Below are 16,026 nucleotides of genomic sequence, written 5' to 3' on the forward strand. Positions count from 1 at the left end.
CACTTCGGTGGGTCGCACGCGCGAAACATCCACCGAACTGGGCACCTCACGAGCGAAGCCCGCGACGCTGGGGATGCCCGGCGATACCGTCACCGGCGGCGACTACTCTGGGTACGTGGTTGCCGCCCTGTACCGCCGTTACCGGCCAGAGACGTTCGCCGAGCTCATCGGCCAGTCGCAGGTGACCGATCCGCTCCGCACGGCGCTGCGAACCGATCGCGTCAACCACGCGTACCTCTTCTCCGGCCCCCGTGGTTGCGGTAAGACGACGAGCGCCCGTATTCTCGCGCGCTGCCTCAACTGCGCCGAGGGCCCCACCGACACCCCGTGCGGCGTGTGCCCGAGCTGCATCGAGCTGAGCCGCGACGGCGCAGGCAGCCTCGACGTGGTGGAGATCGACGCGGCATCCCACAACGGTGTCGACGACGCCCGCGACCTGCGAGAGCGCGCCGTTTTCGCTCCCGCCCGCGACCGCTTCAAGATCTTCATCCTCGATGAGGCCCACATGGTCACACCGCAGGGCTTCAACGCGCTGCTGAAAATCGTCGAGGAGCCGCCGGAGCACGTCAAGTTCATCTTCGCGACCACCGAGCCCGAGAAGGTCATCGGCACGATCCGCAGTCGCACCCACCACTACCCGTTCCGCTTGGTGCCGCCGGCGCAGCTGCTCGATTATGTGCAGGAGCTGTGCGACAGCGAGGGTGTGTCCGTGGATGCCGGGGTGCTGCCCCTGGTGGTGCGCGCTGGTGGTGGCTCCGTGCGTGACACCCTCTCGCTGCTGGACCAGCTCATCGCAGGCAGCGAGGGCGACACCATCGAGTACGAGCGTGCGGTGGCGCTGCTCGGGTACACCCACGGCGAGCTGCTGGACGAGGTGGTCGATGCGATCGGCGCCCGGGACGCGGCATCCGTGTTCGCGTCGCTGGATCGCGTGATCCAGACCGGCCAGGACCCGCGACGTTTCGTCGAGGACCTTCTCGAGCGGCTGCGCGACCTCATCATCGTGGCGGCGACGCGCGGTAATGCGCAGGCGGTGCTGCGCGGCATCCCGCAGGACCAGCTCGACCGCATGTCCGCCCAGGCGCAGGCGTTCGGCTCGGCGGAGCTGTCGCGGGCGGCGGATGTTGTCAACGCTGCCCTCACGGAGATGACGGGTGCCACGAGCCCCCGCCTCCACCTCGAACTGATGGCCGCGCGCATCCTCGTGCCCTCGAGCGACGACACCGAGCGGGGTGCCCTCGCCCGTGTGGAGCGTCTCGAGCGCCGCATCGGCGTGGATGGGGGAGCGGCGCAGGCCCCGGCCGCTGCCGCCGCGCAGCCGTCGGCCGCTGCCGCCGTGCCGCATCGCGGAGATTCTCCCGCCACGCCGTCCGCAGACGAGCAACAGGCCGCACCCGCCGAGAACCTCCGCGACGCGGCCCCCGACAGCGCCACCCCCGCGGGTACCGCCCCCGCGGAAACCGCCGGAGCCTCGGAGCCTGCCCCTGATACCGCTGGTCGAGGAGCTGCGCAGCAGCGTCTCGAGAGCGAGCCCCCGAGCGAGCCCGACGGGGGCTCCGTCGGCGCTGGCGTCGCGGAATCGCTGCGCGATTCTCCAAGCTCCAGCGTCCCCGTCTCCATCCAGCAGGTGAAGGACGCGTGGCCCGAGATTCTCGACGTCATCGAGCGCGCCAAACGCACCGCGTGGATGGTGGTCGCCACCGCGAAGCCCCTCGAGCTGCGGGACGGCAACGTGCTCGTGCTGTCGTTCCCCAGCCAAAACGATGTGGCTGCCCTCAAGCAGCAGTCCGCCCCCGGCGAGGGTGTCGGCGATCACCTCAAGAAGGCGATGGTGCAGGTGCTCGGCATCGAGCCGCTGCTCATTGCCCGCGTGTCCGAGTCGGCGCGCCCGGATGCCCAAGCCGACCCCCCGCAGAGCGCCCCTGCACCGGCGGCTCCAGCCCAGGGCTCCACTGGCTGGGCGGTCGCGCAGATCCCCACATCGTCTGCCCCCACGTCGCTCCCCGAGCACACTCGCACCGCGGCAGCACCCGACACTTCAGCTCCGGCGACCCCCACCCCCGCGACCTCCGCGCCCGCTGGCACCGCGAAGCAGGCTGCGCCCGCTGGCACCGCGAAGCAGGCTGCGCCCGCCGCCCCCGGGCAGGCGCCCGCTGCCCCCGCGCAGCAGTCCACGCCCCCGAGTGACCCCGGCGCCCCCGCGCAGCCGGAGCCCCCCGCAGAACCGGAGCCCCCTGCAGCGCCCGAGCCGCCGGCGGCTCCCGCGGCGCCGGCGTCGGCATCCGCCAAACCGAAGCCGACCAAGTATGGCGAGGCGGTGGTGCGCGACCTGCTCGGCGCGACCTTCATCGAGGAGCAGACGATCACCCCGCGCGTGGCGCCGAGGCCCGAGCCGTGACCCGCACTGTGACCCGCTCCGCCTCGCGAGGTGCCCACTTCGGTGGGTGCAACCGCGCAAACACCCACCGAAGTCGGCACCTCACGATCGCCCGCGGCGGGAGAGGGGCGCGCGACTGATGTACGACGGCATCGTTCAGGAACTCATCGACGAGCTCGGCCGCCTTCCGGGTATCGGCCCGAAGTCGGCGCAGCGTATCGCGTTCCACATCCTGCAGACGGAAAGCTTCGACGTGACCCGCCTGAGTGAGATCCTTCGCGAGGTGCGCGACAAGGTGCGGTTCTGCGAGATCTGCGGCAACGTCACCGAGGAGTCGACGTGCGCGATCTGCCGTGACCCGCGGCGCTCCGGTGCCACGATCTGTGTGGTCGAGGAGGCGAAGGATGTTGTCGCCATCGAGCGAACCCGTGAGTTCAAGGGTCTCTACCACGTGCTCGGCGGGGCGATCAGCCCGATCGACGGCATCGGACCGGACGACCTCCGCATCCGCCAGCTCCTCACGCGCCTGGCCGATGGCACGGTCACCGAGGTGATCATCGCGACCGACCCGAACCTGGAGGGGGAGGCGACGGCCACCTACCTCACGCGCCTGCTGGTGCAGCCGGGGCTGCGGGTGACACGCCTGGCATCCGGTCTCCCGGTGGGCGGCGACCTCGAGTACGCCGACGAGGTGACCCTGGGCCGCGCCTTCGAGGGCCGCCGCCTGGTGCAGTAACAGCAGCGTGCAGTAACTGCCGCGCGACCACCCCCGCTGCATCCCAAATACAGGAGATGCGCCCCACATCCTCCCGAGTCGGGCCTGTCGTGTACCGGATGCCCCGAATCTCCTGCATTTGGGATGCGGCGAGCCACCTCACGGCAAGCCCACCCCGGCAAGTCACACGGCGTCACGAACGGATAGAATCGCTCCTTGGGCCTTCGCACGCCCACGACAGGAGTTACCTATGAGCTTGATCGTCCAGAAGTACGGTGGCTCGTCGGTCGCCGACGCGGAGAGCATCAAGCGAGTCGCGAAGCGCATCGTCGAGACGCGCAAGGCCGGCCACGATGTCGTGGTTGCGGTGAGCGCGATGGGCGACACCACCGACGAGCTCATCGACCTCGCCAACGAGGTCACCCCCATGCCCGACCCGCGCGAGATGGACATGCTCCTCACCACGGGCGAGCGCATTTCGATGGCGCTTCTGGCGATGGCGATCAAGAGCCTCGGCATGGACGCCCGCAGCTACACGGGTAGCCAGGCTGGGATGATCACGGATGCCCGCCACGGCGCAGCTCGTATCGTCGATGTCACCCCGGTGCGCTTGCGGGAGGCGCTGGATGAGGGCGCGATCGTCATCGTGGCAGGATTCCAGGGCTTCAACCGCGACACGAAGGACATCACGACGCTCGGCCGTGGTGGTTCCGACACGACCGCGGTGGCGCTCGCCGCGGCGCTCGGTGCTGACGTGTGCGAGATTTACACCGATGTCGACGGTATTTTTACCGCCGACCCGCGGGTGGTTCCGAAGGCGCACAAGATCGATGTGGTCACGAGCGAGGAGATGCTCGAGCTGGCGGCTGCGGGGGCAAAGGTGCTCTACATCCGTGCGGTCGAGTATGCGCGCAGGCATGGGGTGACGCTGCATGTGCGGTCATCCTTCAACAACAACGAGGGCACGTGGGTCGTCGCGTCGTACGACGACGTCAACGACGGCGAGAACAAGGGAGTCACGGTGGAAGAACCGATCATCACGGGTGTTGCCGGCGATCTGAGCGAGGCGAAGATCACGGTGGTGGGTGTGCCGGATGTTCCGGGCAAGGCCGCGGAAATTTTCACGGTTGTGGCATCCGCTGGCGCCAACATCGACATGATCGTGCAGAACGTGTCGCTCGCGGCGACCGGTCGCACCGACATTTCGTTCACGCTGCCGAAGTCGGACGGCGAGAAGGCTCTCACGGCGCTGCGTTCGAGCCAGCCGGACATCGGTTTCGAGTCGCTGCAGTATGACGACCAGATCGGCAAGCTCGCACTCGTCGGCGCGGGTATGCGCACGAGCGCTGGTGTGTCGGCTCTGCTGTTCCGTTCGCTGTCGGATGCCGGTATCAACATCGAGATGATTTCCACGAGTGAGATCCGTATCTCGGTGGTGACGCGTGCCGACACCCTCCAGGAGGCGATGCGTGTGGTGCACACCGCGTTCGGCTTGGACGGCGAGGCCGAGGCCATCGTCTACGCGGGCACCGGCCGCTAGCCCCCGCCCCGCCCTGCCCTGCCCCGCCCCCCAAACCTGAGGAGCCGCCGTAGGCGGCCCCACCTGTTGGTTGAGGAGCTCGCGAAGCGAGCGTCTCGAAACCAACCCCCCGCACTACCCACCCCTTGACGGCAGTTTTTCGACGGCCATGTCCGTCCGACACATGAAAAGATGAACGACATGACTTCACAGCAGGGCATCCGTATCGGCGTTGTTGGCGCTACCGGGCAGGTGGGCGCTGTCGTCCGCCGTCTTCTCGAGGAGCGCGACTTCCCGGTCGCCGAGATCCGTTTCTTCGCGTCGGCGCGTAGCGCGGGAACAACTCTCCCGTTCAAGGGCGAGGAGATCGTTGTAGAGGACGCCGCGACCGCTGACCCGTCGGGGCTCGATGTCGCGATCTTCTCCGCCGGCGCGACCACGAGTAAGGCGCAGGCGCCGCGTTTCGCGGAGGCTGGCGTGCTGGTGATCGACAACTCGTCGGGCTGGCGTATGGACCCCGAGGTTCCTCTGGTGGTGAGCGAGGTGAACCCGCACGCCATCAAGGAGGCGAAGAAGGGCATCATCGCGAACCCGAACTGCACCACGATGGCGGCGATGCCGATCCTGAAGGTGCTCGATGGTGAGGCCGGTCTTCAGCGTCTCATCGTGAACACGTACCAGGCTGTGTCGGGTGCTGGCCTCAAGGGTGGCGAGGAGCTTCTCGCCCAGGTGCAGGCGGCCGTGGCGCAGGATGCTATCGAGCTGGTTCACGATGGTGCATCCGTCGACTTCCCGGCGCCGTCGGCGTTCCCGAAGACGATCGCGTTCGATGTGATCCCGCAGGCGGGCAACTTCGTCGACGATGGGCTGTTCGAGACGGACGAGGAGAAGAAGCTCCGCAACGAGTCCCGCAAGATTCTGGAGCTGCCGGAGCTGCTCGTGAGCGGCCTGTGCGTGCGCGTGCCGGTCTTCACCGGTCACTCGTTGGCGATCAACGCCGAGTTCGCGAACCCGCTCACGGTGGAGCGTGCGAAGGAGCTCCTGAAGGATGCCCCGGGTGTTGTGCTCACGGACGTTCCGACCCCCCTGGAGGCCGCCGGCCAGGACCCGAGCTACGTGGGTCGTCTCCGCCAGGATGAGGGTGTGCCGAACAACCGCGGTCTCGCGATGTTCATCAGCAACGACAACCTCCGCAAGGGCGCTGCCCTCAACGCCGTACAGATCGCGGAGCTGGTGGCGGCGGAGCTCGTAGCCGCGGAGTAACCCGAACTACCCCATAACCGCCATCACCACGAGTACTGCGGTGGTAACCCCCACAATGACGACGGCCACGATCCCTACGATCTTGGCGGTGCGCTTTCGTTCAAGGTATTTGTCTGCGTGCTCGTAGCGTCGCGCCATGTCGGGTCCCCAGGGTAAGCGGGCGATCACGGGTAGACCGCACCGTCTCCCATATTTGCAGCGCGCAACAACCGGGGTACAGTACCCAATTCGGGTAACCCCCGAACTGGGGTCACTGTACCTCGTGCCTTAAACGACGAGAGGGCCCCCCGAAGGAGACCCTCTCGTGTGCGAAGCGGATGCTACGCGGAGATCTTTTCGCGACGTGCCACCGTGATGGCGGCGACAGTAGCGGTGCCGATAAGGAGCATTCCAACTGCACCCCAGATGACGAGCGCCGACACGGTGGAGCCGGTGTTGACGAGGCCGGAGTCGGTTCCACCACCAGCATCGGCAGGAGTCACCGTGATCGATGCGCTTCCGACATTTCCGGACTCGAGTCCGGTTGCCGTGAACGTGTACACCCCGGTGCCATTCGTCGGAATGACGAAGCTGGCCTGGAACGATCCGTCGCCCCCTGCGTTGCCGTCGCCGCTCACGGTGCCCGTGAAGATGCCGAGCGTCGCGAGTGACGGTGTCGGTTCTCCGGTGACGGTGAACGAGATGGGTTCACCGGGGAAGAACGAACCCGCTGAGAAGGTGACAATTACGGTTCCGCCGGGCGCGGTGCTACCCGATACGGAGATGTTTCCCTCCGGCACATAATCTGCGTGTGCTGCGGCGGGCGCGGCGAACAAAGCGATGAGTGCGATTGCCGCTGCGGCAGCGGCCTTTTTAAACATTATTAGTACCCCCATTGACGATGACTTTTGATCGTCGCATCGTCGAGACGAATTAATTGCTCACCAGTCTAAGCTGAGAATTAGCAGAGAAGCGAGCTTTCGTATGTTTCGGGTTGGTAAATACCTGGTGTAGCAAGAATGTCGAGGTTGGCGCTCATCCCCGGCTCGAGCAGCATTCTGAAGCGCACGGTCTTCGATTCTTGCGGCGCGAGTTCGACCGTGACCTGGCTCACGACGTAGTCCTCGTCGAGAGTCTGGAGCGCGCCGATGCTCTCCGTTGCCCCAGCGGAGTCGACCGAGGAGACACCCTGGTTGATGGAGCCCGGTGGCGCGTATAGGGCGACCATCGTGTGCACGTCTCCAGGTTTCACTCCGAAGGAGCCGCCGCCCGTCACGTGCGTGGGGAGCTGATCATTCTCCGCTGTGTTGGTGAGGGTCACATCGACGTCGACGGTGCGCCTGCCATCACCGCGACATTGTGCGCTGGCTATCGTGATCTCGCGGTCCAGGTAGTAGTCCATCTTCGAGCCGGTCGCATCGTTGAAGTACATCCCGAAACGCGTAGTCTCGGCGTCACTGGGGGGTAGCTCGCCGGCGAGGGTGGTGCCCGCGATCACCTGCTGCATCGCGTCATCCGGGAACCACATGAGCACGCGACGGTCGGCGCCCGCAGCGGCGAATGCGTCGATCATCCGTGACGGATTGACGCTGCCGCTCTTGAGCGCGTCAAAGACCGCTACCGCGGCTGAGGCGAAGAACACATCCTGCTCGACAGGCGAGGGGTAACGCCAGTACACCTCGCTGAGCAGAAGGTCGACGGCGTTGTCGGCCGAGAGCTCATCTCCGGTCGACAACGTGATGGGACCGGTCGCTTCGAGCAGATAGGACAGCGCGATGGGGTCCACGGCGACAACGCCGTCGACCTCCACGCCGAATTGCTGCTTCCACATTTCTCGCGCGAGGGCGCCGGAGATCTCAAACTGCGGGGCGAGGGTGACGTCGAGGATGTACTCGCCGGTGATGTCACCGTAAAGACTGCGCGTGGCGACGGGAAGCTCGAGCACGGGGGAGGGGAAGGTCTGAAAGTCGTGCGTCGTGGCCTGCTGCACGAGATCCATCCGCCCGCCATCGGTGGCTATGAGCGCCATGGCGCCGGGGATGCCCCCACCCGAGCGCAACTCGGCCGGATTCTGGAACAGCACGAGGTAGTTGCGTGGCCCGTCGGCGCCCAGCATGGTCGGCAGCAGGGTGAGCGCACCGTCGAGCGACTGCATCGCCAAGGCGACCTCGTCGAGTGACGTCTGCAGTTCGTCGGCGGCGTCACGCAGAAGCGGGATCGTGTCGTCGCGGCGGATGCTGTGCACGCGCGCCTGCACAGCGGTTATCGCTTCGGCGGCCTCCGCAACGCGAGGCGCTGCGTCGACGAGGGGCTGCACGTCGATGACTCCATCCACGGGGCGGAGCGATGCGGGGTCCACGGTGCCCGCGAGCTGCGTCAGCGGCGCGATTCCTTCCCGCGCGAGTTCGTCGACCGACTCGGTCAGCTCTCGCACGAGGCGCAGATTGGCGCCCGCAAACGGCACGATCTCGACCGTGCGCCAGACGGGGTCGCCCGTGAGCGAACGGGCGGATGCGGCGTGGCGCTGCAACTGCGCGAGGGACTGGGCTGCGGCATCCGCTTCACCCTTCACCACCTGCTGCTGGATGCGACTGGCCAGCGGCACCGCTGCTTCGAGCTCGCCCCTCGCCAACCAGCCCCGCACTCCCACCCACGCGACTGCTGCCAGCACGAGCACAGCGATGCCCGCAAGAACCCAGGGCCACACGAGCCTGCGCTTGGGGCGCTCGCGCGTGCGTCGCGATGCTCGAGTCTCGAGGGCCTCGGGCTCGTTCGTGGTCTCGTCGCTCACGCGGTCATCCTCACACGAGCACCGTGAGGGCGAGCGCCCCGTTGAACGCGATGTGCGCGAGGAGCGGCGCCCCGAGCCGCTTTGTTGTGACCGCAAGCACGCCCGCCCCGGCACCGAAGACCAGGGTCGTGACGAAGTTGACGCCGGCGTCGAGCACGACTGACGCCTGCAGTGCATGGGGAATCGCGAAAAGTACAGTCGTGACGGCCACCGCCATCACCCGCATGACAGTCGAGGCGCCGGTGCGGAGCAACGAACTCAGGAGTGTGCCACGAAAGAACAGCTCCTCGATCACGGGGGCTACCAGCACGGGCACAACGAGGAGGGAGATCGCGAAGAGAATCCGCTGCGAGTCGGACACCCCGATCGGCACCGACATAATCGGGAGCGTCGCCGAGCCACGCATGAGCATTTCGATTCCGCTGGCAACGACGCGGAGTACCAGGCCCGCACCGAAACCCCAGAGAAGATCAATGGGCTTGAGGGTCCAGCGCACCCGGCCTCGGCCATCCCATTTGCGGTTCCGCACGACGATCGCCGCGGCGATGAGGGGAACCCAGAAGGCGAGGTAGCCAGCCGTAATGAAGATGAGGGAGCCGCTGTCATTCGTCTGAAGTGCGACGCCCCGCACGGCAAAGGCGAGCACGGCGGCAGCGCCGAGGGCGACTAGGGCGGCGGGCAGATCGCGGCGGGGCCAACGCGATTCCGCGCGCGATCGTTCGGTCCCCATGAGACCAACCTTATGCAACGCGCCGTCGAGCGCTAGTGTCGCCGCGCCTCGCATTGGGGGCGCGAGGAGTTTGCAAGGGGGTTTCACTCTCGTTAGCGTGGGGCACACGGCAGGGGACGCCGTAGGGGGCAGCTGTGAGTGCTGGGAACTCGTCGACCGATGGTCGCGTCACGGTCGCGCACCGAAACACGAGCGACACGCACCTTCACTATGATCAGGACCAGCCGCAGCGTCGGGGCCATTTCGGGGACGACCAGCGTGGGGTTTGGTTCGCCCCGCGACCGGGGGACGATGCAGCCGTGAGCACCGTGGAGACTGCGAGCGCGACAGCGCTCACGTGGCCTCGCGAGTATGCGCGCCTCATCGCGGTGACCGATCTTCTCGTGGTGATCACCGTGGTACTCGGCACCCAGTTTGTGTGGTTCGGTTTCGGGCACCCCCGCGCCGCTTGGATGGTGGAGTCCTGGATCATTTCCGGCCTAGTGGTGCTCGGCTGGGTGGCGACGTTGGCCATGTACGGGTCGCGGGACAGTCGGGTAATCGGCTCGGGTACCACCGAATACAAGCGCATCGTGGATGCGACGCTCCTCCTGCTCGCGACCGTTGCCGTCGTGGTTTTCTTCGCCCAGTTGGAGCTCTCGCGCGGGTACTTCATCGTCGCGCTCCCCATCGGACTCCTTGCTCTGCTCCTCTCGAGGTGGGCATGGCGCAAATGGTTGGCGTGGCAGCGTAAGCGCGGACACTACATTTCCCGGGTGCTGCTCGTGGGTTCACGCGCAAGCGTGGAGGCGATCGCGGCCGACCTGCGCCGCCAGCCTCAGGCCGGTTACCTCGTCGTCGGGGCTTGCACTCCGGGGTCGGAGGTTGCGGGCTACCTTCCTGACTCGGAGATCCCGGTCTCAACGAACCTCGATCAACTGCACCGGGCGATCGATGCCACGGGAGCGGACACAGTGGTGGTGACCAGCAGCGACGAGTTGCCCCCGCAACGCATCCGCGAGCTCAGCTGGACGTTGGAGCCCGGGCGCCAGCACCTCGTGGTGGCGCCAAGCCTGACCGATATCGGTGGCCCGCGTATTCACATGCGACCGGTGGCCGGCCTTCCGCTCATCCACGTGGAGACGCCGAGGTATGAGGGCTTCACTCGCTTCGCGAAGCGCGCTTTCGACGTGGTCTCGTCGGCGGGGCTCATCCTCGTGCTGTCGCCCGTGCTTTTGGGCATCGCCCTCATCGTGCGCCTGAGCACACCGGGCCCTCTCCTCTTCCGTCAGGAGCGCGTGGGTTTACACGGCAAGCATTTCGAGATGCTCAAGTTCCGCTCGATGGTGGTCGACGCCGAGGCGAAGCTCGCTGAGTTGCAAGCGAAGGAGCGCGCCGAGGGCAATGCAGTCTTGTTCAAGATGAAGGATGACCCCCGGGTCACCCCCATCGGCAAGGTGCTGCGCCGCTACAGCCTTGACGAGCTTCCGCAGCTCTTCAACGTCTTCGGCGGGAGCATGTCATTGGTCGGACCACGCCCTCCGCTTGAGCGCGAGGTAGCACAGTACGAGCACCATGTGCACCGCCGCTTCCTAGTGAAGCCTGGCATCACGGGGCTCTGGCAAGTGAGTGGCCGTTCGAACCTCTCGTGGGAAGACACCGTGCGTTTGGATCTGTACTACGTGGAGAACTGGTCGATCACGGGAGATCTTGTAATCCTGTGGCGTACGGCAAAGGCTGTGGTCGCGCGCGACGGGGCCTACTGAGCATCGCCCTGTGCGGGCGATTCCGCCGACGGATGTCCCGGATGGTTTCCCGCTGTCATCGCTCCGCGGTTATTGGCAGAACGTCCCGATCGACGTTGAAACCAAGAAGACACCGTACGCCTGACCCGATCTGTATTGTGCTCTGTCAATCGCCCGAAGCCCCAAGCGAACGCGCATATTCCGCTGATCAGAGCCAGACCTAAGAGAACATGTGGCGGATCTATCGTCCACCGCTCTGCTTTTGCAGGAACCAGCATGGCAGCGAGGAATACGACGATCGGCATGTGCACTGCATAAAGCGAGTAGGACCAATGTGCCGCATTTGAGCTACCACTTAGAACCAGATCGGCCTTTCCGGGAAGCCGAATGTCGACCACAAGCGATGCGACGAGCAGCGCAGTGATCGCTCCCAGAGCTAATGAATCGAGACGCAGAGGTGCCGGAATCTGATGGTGAGCCACCATCGCCGCCAGCACGCCAACAGCCAAAACAACTTGAGCAACTCGAACGGCGGGTCTCGGCGAGCGCCGCAGAAACGCAGCGATGGTGCCCCGGTTCGCGCCCACAATCGCCCCAAGGATCCACGCCGGCATCAGAAGAAGCACCTCAGGGCCGACGAAGATCACGATTGCAACCGCAAGGATTCCATACAGGAGTCGCAGCGCCCAGTGCAGGCGTGAAACGACTGCCAGCGCGAATACGGGGAAGAGTAGGTAGTACCAGAACTCGTAGGAGAGGGACCACAGGGGGTTGTTCGTGCCGTAGGGCTGAACCCAGATGTCCTGCAGGAAGAAGACGTTTCCGACCAAGGTCAATAGCGAATGGTCGGGATTGGCGTCGAGGGCCGCGTACGTTGCGGATGCTGAGTATGCGTCAGCGGAAGCGAACAGATGCTTTCCGAGCGCGTCAAGAATCACCGTCAATGCCAATGCCGGGAGCAAGACGATCCAAAGTCTCGTTACTCGCGCGATTGCATAGCTCTTCCACGCGAATCCGCCGCCCCGCACGCGCGTCCATGCGCTGCCGCCTACCCAGAAACCGCTGAGCACGAAAAAAACCACGACTGCTTCAGCGCCGACGCTGGTAAACGAGTAGAGAATTGCGTGCCCCACCGTTTGAGGAGCTTCGCTGTAGTCCTCGAAGAAGAACACACGAAAGTGACCCGCCACCACTAATAAGGCTGCGCCAAAACGCATGATGTTCAAGGCTCGATTCTCTGCACCCGTCCCCATGTCGCCATCTTGGCAGATCGAGGTTTCGGTCGGATTGCGAGATCGCGACCGATGACATGTGAAGATCAGGTAAATCGGTCGGTGCCTGCGACAAACTTCCGCTAGCGTCGAGGGTGCTCGCAAACTCTGATCCCGTTGATCTTGGGATCGGCGGGCACTGGGGACTGGGGGCCTATGGCAACGATCGATGATGTTGTGCGGACAGGAGTCTGCGTAGGGTGCGGTGGTTGTTCGGCCGCGACCGGCGGTCGCATTCCGGTGAGGCTTGGGCCGACCGGTCTTTACAAGGCCGATCTTTCAAATGCCACGTCACACGACAAACTGCTTGGTTCAAAAGTCTGTCCTTTCGCGGACGAGTCCCGCAACGAAGATGAGATCGGAGAAAGCCTCTTCGAGGGGCTACCGCGAGACGACAGGATTGGCTACTACCGATCGATGTTCGCAGGACGCGTGAACGACGACACGCGAGTCGAATCGAGTAGCTCGGGGGGGCTGACAACCTGGTTGCTTAGGGCCCTGCTTGAGAGCGGGAAAGTTCAAGGGGTTATTCATGTAGGCGAATCCAATGGTCCACTGTTCGGATATGTCATCTCGAGAACTATTGACGACCTTGATCAGTCGAGGAAATCCAAGTACTACCCCACTTCGTTTGGTGACGTGCTCAGGTCTATTAGGGGTGACGGGCAGGTTTACGCCTTCGTCGGCATTCCCTGTGCAATTCGCAGTCTTCGTTTGATTGCGGAGTCCGACCCCTCTTTGCAATCCCAGATCAAATATGCGGTGGGGATACTTTGCGGGCACCTGAAGTCGGCCGCTTATGCAGAATCTTTTGCATGGCAACTCGGAGTCGAGCCGGAGCATATCGAGACTGTCGATTTCAGAATTAAGGACAGGAATCTAACGTCCCGACAGTATTCGTTCGGCGTCAAAGACCGACGGGACGGCGAGTGGCGAACTGCCCAGACTCTCTCGTTGGTAGGGGGAAGTTGGGGCCACGCAGTTTTCCAGCCTGAGGCGTGTAACTACTGCGACGATGTGTTCGCAGAAACCGCAGATGTTGTGATTGGTGACGCCTGGCTTGCCAAGTACGAGATTGACTGGCGCGGCACGAACGTCGTGGTGTCGCGATCTAGCGAGCTCGACGAGATATTCGCGGCTGGAGATGATCGCGGGGATCTCGTCCGCGAGCCTTTGGAGATTGATTCCGTTGTCCGGACTCAATCTGGCAACTTCCGCCACCGTCGTGATGGCCTCGCGGTTCGCCTTGCTGATGACGATGCTGCGGGTCGTTGGCACCCGACGAAACGCGTACAACCTGGATACCCAGTTTCCGACGAACGTGTGCGACTCATTCGTGAACGACGGAATCTCTCCAGTGTTAGCCACGAGGCCTTCGCGGAGGCGAAATCTGCGGGGAACCTAGAAGTCTATTTAGGTGCGATTCTCCCCTTAATCGAAAGCTATCAATCGAGCACGAAGATGACCCTCACGAGGAGAATTTTGAACAAGTTTAAAAGGGAGGCGTGGAAGATAGTGACAAGTCTCCGCAGTCGTCGCCAATCAGCCGGACAGAATCAGTGAGGAACGCAGCGCCTCGGGAGGTCTTCGTAATTCTCACAGGCGTATCTGGGAATCTCGGCGATGCCGTAATTCGTCGCCGCGTGCTCGAGTGGTGCAGGGGGCTGGGAAGGGTTCACGCCTATGTCGGGCGCACGACGCCCGGGTGGCTGGGCCAGCTAGCTCTCAGCAACGACGAAGTGCTCTACCGAGCTAAGGATCGCCGCCGCTGGTTGAAGGAACTTCTGCTCCACAAGCGAGCACCGGTTCTGGTTTTCGACCCCGGAGAAGTACCGCTTGGCACCGAGCACTTACGGTCGGAGATCATGTTCCTGGGGATAGTTGCGATGGTTCGGCTCAAGGGTGGGTTCATTTTTCGTCCCCCCCGTGCCGTCGGCTCAGTTCATCCGGTAGTTGGGTGGGTTTATCGAACCTCCAGTCGACTGTCCAACATCGTGCTCTGGCGGGAGACGCCATCACTCGAGAGAATGCGAGTGGGGAAAATCAGCCCGGACACTGCGTTTGGCGAGCCCCGAACCCCTGGGTTGCCTCACGGGCAGCGGCGTGTCGTCATAGTAAGCATGCGAGGCAAGCGGCCGATTCCGCCCGCCGAGTGGTTTGAAGGCATCGCGAGTTTCGCGAAGCGTCATGACTACCGCATTGTCGCTGTAAGCCAGGTCGATGAAGATGAGGTGCGGTCTGCGGAACTTGCTGAGCGATTTGGTGGTGCCGCCGAATACATCCCCTGGGGTGAAAGGTCAGATAAAGAGCAGGAGACTTCAGTCCGAGCTTTGTATGAAACGGCCGCTATCGCCATTAGCGATCGTTTGCATGTTCTCATCCTCGCAGCAAAAGCGGGTGCGCTCCCCGTTGAAATAGCGGAGTCGCCGAGGCCTAAGGTGCGAGAGCACTTCAGAACGGTTGGAATACATTCCATCAGCTATCCAATCGCGGGCTCGGCTGCGGAGGTAGACGCATTCCTGGAGCAGCAAATCTCAAGGGTTGAAGAGATCTCGACCCTGGTAGACGACGCCGAGGCTAAGCTCCAGCTCGAAATCGACAATTTCCGAGCGGCTGTCAAGGCGAATCGTGACTAAGCATCACGTTAGCGTGGTGATGCCGTTGCACAATGCTCGGGCGCACCTTCAATCTGCTCGTGACCAGCTAGAGCTTCTTGACCGCGCCGTCGCGTACGAAATTGTCGTCATCGACGATCACTCAACGGACTCGACCGCTGAGGAAGTTCTTGAGTGGGTACCCCCTCCGGGCTCCAGCTTGAAAGTGCTTCAATCCAGCGGTCGGGGTGTGGCCGCGGCTCGCAACGAGGCACTCGCGTCATGCTCGGGCGAGTTCGTCTGGTTCGTCGACGCCGACGACGTCTGGGCTCCGACCATCGTCTCAGAGATGGTCATGGCTATCGGTGACGCTGATGTGGTTCTCTGCAATGCAGACAAGCGGAGCAGGGGAGGTGACCTTCGGGGGACTATCACTGACGCCGAGGACTCAAGCGTGATCTCGGGCGACGAGGCGTTCCGGCGGCTTCTTGGCGGGTTTGTTCAGGGGCACCTCTGGAACAAGCTTTTTAGACGCTCAGTGATTCCAGCAGATCCATTCCCCAGAACCCGCGCACATTCGGACCTCGGCGGTGTCATGAGGATATTCAGTTCATCAGACAGGGTTGCGCTCTTACCTCGGTCCCTGTACCAATACATGCTCTCTACCGGGTCCATCCTCAACTCCAGCTCGTACAACTGGGACGATCTGTCGAGATGCCTCGACATTGCCGCGGGGCTCGTTGAGCAGCGACCAGAAATCGATCTTGCGCGTTCGCTGTGCGCGTTCAAGTACCGGTCTGTCGTAGTTCCGATCGCCATCGAGCTAGCGCGTCGGCGTGATCTGCTCGCCTCCAACGAACTGAAGAGACTTCGTCGACTGAACAGGTCGCGCATATCGGCGAGTGATCTTATGTCTGGTGTTATCGATGTTCAAACAGCTGCAGCAGTCATTGCAGTTTGGATTTCGCCCGCTTTATTCGAGTATGTTTACCGGTCCCGGAGGTCAGGCACATGGATCTCAATATCTCGAGACACTGCGTGAAAATGTGTCCTCGGGACTTGC

The 16,026-nt window shown here is 63.7% G+C and carries 12 protein-coding genes; 8 read left to right on the plus strand and 4 right to left on the minus strand.

The genetic code is table 11. From position 1 onward, the window contains the following. Positions 1–73 precede the first annotated feature (73 nt). The 4 genes from LH407_RS09750 (at position 74) to LH407_RS09765 (ending at position 5,874) form a co-directional block, all read left to right on the plus strand. A complete protein-coding gene (locus LH407_RS09750; RefSeq protein ID WP_322134945.1) occupies positions 74–2,398 on the plus strand; it encodes a DNA polymerase III subunit gamma and tau in 2,325 nt (774 codons plus the stop codon). 118 nt (positions 2,399–2,516) lie between these two features. Continuing rightward, the gene (gene recR, locus LH407_RS09755; RefSeq protein WP_322134184.1) at positions 2,517–3,113 is read left to right on the plus strand and encodes a recombination mediator RecR; all 597 of its coding nucleotides are present in this window, start codon (positions 2,517–2,519) and stop codon (positions 3,111–3,113) included. Between the two features lie 229 nt (positions 3,114–3,342). Continuing rightward, positions 3,343–4,632 (plus strand): aspartate kinase, encoded by a 1,290-nt coding sequence (locus LH407_RS09760; RefSeq protein WP_322134183.1) that lies wholly within the window; start codon positions 3,343–3,345, stop codon positions 4,630–4,632. A 180-nt stretch (positions 4,633–4,812) separates the two neighbouring features. Continuing rightward, the gene (locus LH407_RS09765) at positions 4,813–5,874 is read left to right on the plus strand and encodes an aspartate-semialdehyde dehydrogenase (protein WP_322134182.1); all 1,062 of its coding nucleotides are present in this window, start codon (positions 4,813–4,815) and stop codon (positions 5,872–5,874) included. A 320-nt stretch (positions 5,875–6,194) separates the two neighbouring features. Here the strand turns inward: LH407_RS09765 and LH407_RS09770 are convergent, their stop codons facing one another. The 3 genes from LH407_RS09770 to LH407_RS09780 all read right to left on the minus strand — a co-directional run bounded on the left by LH407_RS09770 (position 6,195) and on the right by LH407_RS09780 (position 9,374). After that, on the minus strand, positions 6,195–6,734 hold the full coding sequence (locus LH407_RS09770; protein WP_322134181.1) for a hypothetical protein: 540 nt from the start codon (positions 6,732–6,734) through the stop codon (positions 6,195–6,197). 80 nt (positions 6,735–6,814) lie between these two features. Further along, entirely contained in the window at positions 6,815–8,644 is a 1,830-nt protein-coding gene (locus LH407_RS09775; protein ID WP_322134180.1) for a DUF4012 domain-containing protein, read from the minus strand. Positions 8,645–8,654: 10 nt separating this feature from the next. Beyond that, positions 8,655–9,374 carry a CPBP family intramembrane glutamic endopeptidase gene (locus LH407_RS09780; RefSeq protein WP_322134179.1) on the minus strand — a complete coding sequence of 240 codons (720 nt, stop codon included), beginning with the start codon at positions 9,372–9,374 and terminating at the stop codon, positions 8,655–8,657. A gap of 299 nt (positions 9,375–9,673) precedes the next feature. On the opposite strand from LH407_RS09780, the gene LH407_RS09785 reads away from it, so the two are divergent. Continuing rightward, on the plus strand, positions 9,674–11,119 hold the full coding sequence (locus tag LH407_RS09785; protein WP_322134178.1) for a sugar transferase: 1,446 nt from the start codon (positions 9,674–9,676) through the stop codon (positions 11,117–11,119). Here the strand turns inward: LH407_RS09785 and LH407_RS09790 are convergent. Next, on the minus strand, positions 11,113–12,324 hold the full coding sequence (locus tag LH407_RS09790; RefSeq protein ID WP_322134177.1) for an acyltransferase family protein: 1,212 nt from the start codon (positions 12,322–12,324) through the stop codon (positions 11,113–11,115). The two genes, LH407_RS09785 and LH407_RS09790, sit on opposite strands and share 7 nt — an antisense overlap. A 201-nt stretch (positions 12,325–12,525) precedes the next feature. Here LH407_RS09790 and LH407_RS09795 point away from each other — a divergent pair, with 201 nt between their 5' ends. From LH407_RS09795 to LH407_RS09805, 3 genes are read left to right on the plus strand one after another with little or no spacing between them, the layout of a single operon-like run. Continuing rightward, the gene (locus LH407_RS09795; protein WP_322134176.1) at positions 12,526–13,932 is read left to right on the plus strand and encodes a Coenzyme F420 hydrogenase/dehydrogenase, beta subunit C-terminal domain; all 1,407 of its coding nucleotides are present in this window, start codon (positions 12,526–12,528) and stop codon (positions 13,930–13,932) included. Next, positions 13,875–15,005 (plus strand): hypothetical protein, encoded by a 1,131-nt coding sequence (locus LH407_RS09800; RefSeq protein WP_322134175.1) that lies wholly within the window; start codon positions 13,875–13,877, stop codon positions 15,003–15,005. Before LH407_RS09795 ends, LH407_RS09800 begins: the two co-directional genes overlap by 58 nt. Next, complete coding sequence (locus LH407_RS09805) at positions 14,998–16,005, plus strand: glycosyltransferase family 2 protein (RefSeq protein WP_322134174.1); 1,008 nt, start codon at positions 14,998–15,000, stop codon at positions 16,003–16,005. The genes LH407_RS09800 and LH407_RS09805 overlap by 8 nt, the downstream gene beginning before the upstream one ends. Positions 16,006–16,026 lie beyond the last annotated feature (21 nt).

Source organism: Antiquaquibacter oligotrophicus (assembly GCF_020535405.1).
GTDB classification, from domain to species: Bacteria; Actinomycetota; Actinomycetes; order Actinomycetales; family Microbacteriaceae; genus Rhodoglobus; species Rhodoglobus oligotrophicus.

Excerpts from the sequence above, each read along its gene's own strand:
- LH407_RS09760 (WP_322134183.1), top strand. The coding sequence starts at position 3,343 with ATGAGCTTGATCGTCCAGAAGTACGGTGGCTCGTCGGTCGCCGACGCG.
- LH407_RS09765 (WP_322134182.1), top strand. The coding sequence starts at position 4,813 with ATGACTTCACAGCAGGGCATCCGTATCGGCGTTGTTGGCGCTACCGGG.
- LH407_RS09780 (WP_322134179.1), bottom strand. The coding sequence starts at position 9,374 with ATGGGGACCGAACGATCGCGCGCGGAATCGCGTTGGCCCCGCCGCGAT.
- LH407_RS09795 (WP_322134176.1), top strand. The coding sequence starts at position 12,526 with ATGGCAACGATCGATGATGTTGTGCGGACAGGAGTCTGCGTAGGGTGC.
- LH407_RS09770 (WP_322134181.1), bottom strand. The coding sequence starts at position 6,734 with ATGTTTAAAAAGGCCGCTGCCGCAGCGGCAATCGCACTCATCGCTTTG.
- recR (WP_322134184.1), top strand. The coding sequence starts at position 2,517 with ATGTACGACGGCATCGTTCAGGAACTCATCGACGAGCTCGGCCGCCTT.
- LH407_RS09750 (WP_322134945.1), top strand. The coding sequence starts at position 74 with ATGCCCGGCGATACCGTCACCGGCGGCGACTACTCTGGGTACGTGGTT.